This is a genomic window from Mesorhizobium sp. M7D.F.Ca.US.004.03.1.1 (genome assembly GCF_003998635.1).
Taxonomy (GTDB): Bacteria; Pseudomonadota; Alphaproteobacteria; order Rhizobiales; family Rhizobiaceae; genus Mesorhizobium; species Mesorhizobium loti.
This window is the reverse complement of record NZ_RZQG01000439.1, coordinates 1-4,919: the sequence shown is the minus strand read 5'-3', so window position 1 is coordinate 4,919 and position 4,919 is coordinate 1. Positions and strand designations below refer to the sequence as shown.

The 4,919-nt window shown below is 62.4% G+C and carries 3 protein-coding genes; all 3 read right to left on the bottom strand.

The features are described 5' to 3' along the window. A partial coding sequence (locus EN935_RS22130) for a serine/threonine-protein kinase (protein WP_164771259.1) occupies positions 1 to 1,523 on the bottom strand: 1,523 nt, incomplete at its 3' end. Further along, a complete protein-coding gene (locus tag EN935_RS22125) occupies positions 1,520 to 2,302 on the bottom strand; it encodes a PP2C family serine/threonine-protein phosphatase (RefSeq protein WP_109661598.1) in 783 nt (260 codons plus the stop codon). The genes EN935_RS22125 and EN935_RS22130, both read right to left, overlap by 4 nt. Positions 2,303 to 2,461: 159 nt before the next feature. Next, positions 2,462 to 4,919 (bottom strand): type VI secretion system membrane subunit TssM (gene tssM, locus EN935_RS22120; RefSeq protein WP_127373612.1); only part of this gene is annotated, 2,458 nt, incomplete at its 5' end.

Below are 4,919 nucleotides of genomic sequence, written 5' to 3'. Positions count from 1 at the left end.
GCCTTGGCATCAGCCTGGCTTGCAGCCGGCGGCGGGCTCGCCTCTGTTTGCGGTTGCGCTTCCATTGCCGGCGGCTTCGCGGGTTCCTCGGTCTGCGAAGGGACTTCGGCGGGCTTGGCCGGCTGCGGCTTTTGAGCCGCCTTGGCATCTGGCTGGTTTTCAACCGGCGGTACGCTGGCCTCTGTTTTCGTCTGCGCAGGCGGAACTGGCTTTGCCGGTTCGGGGGCGTTCGCGACTTTGTCCGTCGAGGTCGGCTTTGACGTTTCCGGTGCAGGCTTTGATGGTTCGGGCGCGGAAAGCGATGTCTTGCCGGCAGTCGGCGTCGCCGGCGTCATGAAGCCGCTCAGATACAGGCCCGCGCCTGAGGCGACAGCCAGTGTCGCCAAGGCAGCGATCGCGATATTTCGGGTCTTTGTGGATTTCTTGGGTATATCCGCCGTGACCGCGCGTGGAGGGCCGGCGACCGGCGAAGGCTGCGGTTCGGACAAATGCGCGGGCCGGACATGCGGGACGAAGCGCTGCTCGCCCGGGCCCGTTGCCGTCGGCGCGTTGTGTCCAGAGACATTGGATGGCTGGGGCTGGCCCTTGGGATCAAGGGTTTGCCCGGCTGGTGGCAAAGCCGGCCGGTTGCGGGGTGTGATGGACGTCGGCGGCGTTGTTCCTTCGTCTTCGCCACGCGTCATCCTGGCGATATCAGCCATGCTGACCGGGCGGTCTTGCGGATCCGGTTGCAGCATGGCTTCAACGATGTCACGAAAATCGTCGTCGATGTCGGAGAGATCAGGCACAGCGCGGCGCTTTTCGATGATCTCGAACTGCGATCCGCTCATGTCGATCGGTTTCCCGCGCAGAGCGGCAGCCAGCACCAGCCCAAGGCTGTAGATGTCGGATTGTTCACTGACGTCGCCGCTATACAGCCCGAGCTGTTCGGGCGAAACGTAGTTGTACTTTCCCGCGAACTTCCCGCCGATCAGCGTCTCCCCGCCTACGGTCGCTGATCGCGCGATGCCGAAATCGATGATCTTCGCGCGGTCGACCCGGCCCCCCGGCAGGATGATGTTGTCCGGCGAGAGGTCGCGATGGATTGCTCCCGCTTGATGCACGGCGCTCAGGCCGGATGCGAGGCGATGGCAGAGCTTGCGCACCTCTTCCGTCGGCATCGGGCCACGTCGCATGATGTCGTACAGCGACTCGCCGTCGACGAATTCCATGGCAAGGTAGGGACGGCCGATCCCGGGATCGATGGTGAAGACGTGGTATCGCACAACCGCGTCATGCGACAAATGGTTGAGGATCGAGGCCTCCTTGCGGAACAAGGACAAGATCGTCTGGTCACGGGCAAACTCGGGCAGGACGATCTTGATCGCGACATGGTCTCCGGTCTGGATGTTGTGGCCACGGTAGACCTCGCCCATGCCGCCGAATGCGATCCGCTCGTCAAGTTCATAGATGCCGCTGAGTTGCGTGCCTACGGCGGTATTGGCTACCTGCGGCGATATTCGCGTCTTGTCGTCGGCGCTCATCGGCCTTCGCCCTCCGCTCCGGACCAATCAGGGTGGAGCGATTGTCCGTTGCGCCCTTTTTTGATCTTCACCAGCACGATGGTGACATTGTCAGTTCCGCCCCGCGTCAGCACGGTTTCCAGCAGATTTTCGCACGCCGCCTGAGGTGTCGCCGACACGACGGCGGCCTCGATCTCCGCGTCGGTGACATGCGCCGTCAGCCCATCGGTGCTCAACACAAAAATGTCCCCTGGCATCAGTTCGCCTTGCTGGAAATCGATGACGAATTCGTCGCTGACGCCGACCGCATGCGTGATGACATTGCGGCGTGGCCAGGTGAGCGCCTCGGCTGCACTGATCATGCCTCGATCGAGGAGTTCCTGCACTTCGGTGTGGTCTTTCGAAATCTGCGAGATCGAAGCGTTGCGGATCAGATAGATCCGGCTGTCGCCCGCCCAAAGGCAGGCAAACCGTCCGTCCATCGCCAACAGGGCGGCGACCGTGGAACCGATGGTTATGCCGCGAGATTCCGATATGCCGCGGATCTCGGCATTGGCCCGGCTCAGCCTGTCCTCGAAGCGCGCCCGCAGATCCGGCGCAGAGCTTGCGATGCCGATCGTGGCCAGATGGTCGACAATGCTGGCTGAGGCGACCTCTCCGGCCTCATGTCCGCCCATTCCGTCGGCCACCGCCCAAAGGCCGGTTCGTGGCTCGAGCAGATAGCTGTCTTCATTGTGCTCGCGCACACAGCCCTTGTGGCTCACGCCGAAACTTTCAAAGGGAAGGGCGACATCGTTCAATTTGCCACCAAGCGCTTCTCAAGCGCCCTCCACGGCGCACCGCCAGGCGCCCGTTCGAGCCACTTTGCCACAGGCTCGAACATTAGAGTATCGAAATTAAGGTCTGGGCGCCCGAGGCCCATGCTGGATGTCAACGCATTGAAAAGCGCGAAGCCCATCTCAAAACGCCTTCGGACAGCTGAAGCCGGAAAGTGCGGGAAGCAAGAAGGGGGTGGGGCCGGAACCAGTCTGGATCGTATAGGTGACGTCGCGGCCGCCGATCACGAAGCGCGCTTCGACATTGCTGTCGTTGCCGGTGACGGTCGCCTTGTCCAGCAGCCGCTTCAGCGCCCAGGGCCCCTCGAACTTGATGGCGGATTCGCGGCCCGGCATTTCCGGCGTCAGGCTCAGGCTGGCGGACCCGGAGGCTGTGCCGCTCGGCCAGCTCACGGTGCTTGGCGCGTTGCCCGCCTGGTTGCTCTGGACGGTCTGGCCGTCGACATCGAGCACCGCCGCATCGGCATCGCCATGCAGGGAGAACGGCGTGAAGGTCACGCTGACCGAGGGCACCGAACCACCCTGGGGGAAAAAGGCGCTGCGGATTTCGGCCGCCAGCTGGAAGTTTTTCAGCGTCGACTTCGACAGGTCTCGCCCGAAGCGCGCATCCTGTTTCCAGCTCCAGTCCTGACCGGTCATGTCGATCAGCGATGCGAGGTTCTGTGCAAAGAACCGGTCCATCAGCCCGCCCGGAGCGAACAATCTGGCAAAATCCGCCATCGCGATGTCCTCGGTACCATTGCCGGCGAAAGGATAACGGCCGTTGACCGCCGCCTCGCAGGGCTGTGTGACCGTCTGGTCGAGCATCTGGTTCAAATTCGCTACCGAGGTCTCGGTGACGTTGCCTTCAAACTCATCCGCCGTCGCGTTGACCATCCGGCCGAGTTGCTTGGGCAGTCGCGAAACGTTGGCGCGAAGGGTGGCTATCTGAAGCTGCAGGTTTGCGTTGACGCGTTCCGTCTGGGAGGGAACGTCGGTCGCCAGTTGCAGGCTCTGGTAGATATCGCGGAAATTCTGGGTCAAGGCATCGATCGGGCGGTGTCCGGCAGGACCGCTCACCAGAGCCTGGAACGACCTGAATTGTGCTTCGATATTGGCGCCTGGATTCTGGTTTTCCGCGTTTGCGGATCCCGTGCCGGCACGGCTTTGCGATTTTCCGGTGGCGATTTGGATGCCGATGCGAGCCAGACCCTTGGCCATGTTCGCGGCGTCCTGTGGCTGGCCTTGAACCGTGCCGCCTTCAACCCCGGTGCCTGTGCCTTTGCCAGAAGCAGCGTCCCGCGTCAGAGCTGTTTCGTCGGCGATCGCCGTAAACAGCTGTTCGATCGGCGAGGTTGGCGAGGCGACGGCGGAAAGCGCGATATAGTGCGGCTTGTCCTTCAGCATCGCTTTGAACTTCAAGCTGTCGAGAACGCTGTTCCAGGCCGTTGCGAACTCCTTTCCATAGCGATCGAGAAGTTCGGGGCCGAGCCTGGGCAACTCCTGGTCGATGCCGCCTTGCTCGCCGCCGCCACCGAGGACCCGCTGATCGTCGACGAGCGTCTGGGCAATGCGCGAGAGTTGCCCGAGATAGAAGGTGTTGAAGCCGGCATAGGTATAGAGGCCGGGAACACGAAGGCCCGACAGATCGCCGCCATCGACACGCTCGAACAGCAGCTGCGCCTCCGGCCCGCCTTTCAGCGAAACAGAAAAATCATCCAGCGCTGCCGCGTACACTGCGGATTTGACCAATGCCGAGGCACGGTCGGCAAGGCTCATGCGCCCGAGCGACCGTTGAGCGGCTTCGACGAGCGGCTGGTTGAGTTGGAAGACCGGATCGTAGGCATCATCCAACGCAAGCATGGCGCGCAGGTGCTTTTCGAGCTGCTCGCGTCCTTCGCGGTTGTTTTCACCTGGATACCGGTTCTGTTCCCAATCCTGCTTCATCCAGGAAACGATCAACGCGTCGTCGACTTTCGGCGCCTTGCCGCCAAGCATCAGATAGATTTTCAACGGCTCGTAGAGCGCGGCGGGATCGGCCATCCTGGCCTGGATCGTCCGCTCGGCCTGGATCAGCAGGCGCGATCGGAACATTCGTTCCAGCGCTTGCCGGTAAGCGGTCTTGGATGCCGAAAGAAGTCTCTCCCGCTGGCTGAGGCCGAATGTCTCCTCGATCGGTGTCGGCACGTCACTGGTTTCGAACCCAGTCGGCAGATCGCGCAGCTGGTCGAGCGGGCCAATGACGTTTTCGAGGTCGACATCGGTGACCTCGGTGCTTTTGAGCAGCGCGCCCGCCGTCGCGCGATACTGGCTCATGGCCTGCGTGGTGGAGGCGATCAGCGACCTGTTGGCTGTGAAGCTCAGGGCCAGGGTGCCGAGGGCGGCCGCCGCGATCAGCGCGATGGCGCCAAGGCCGGCGAATCTGGCGATCGCCGCACGTCTTACGGCTGATTTGTCGTACGAAACCCATCCGGATTCGGCAAAAATGACGTCCGTCAGCAGATCGTGCAAAAAGAAGCTTTTGCCGGTTCCGGAAAGATGGGCGCGGGGGTTGCTGCCGAAATTACGGCCGATCGCGCCCAACACCTGATCGATTGGCGTT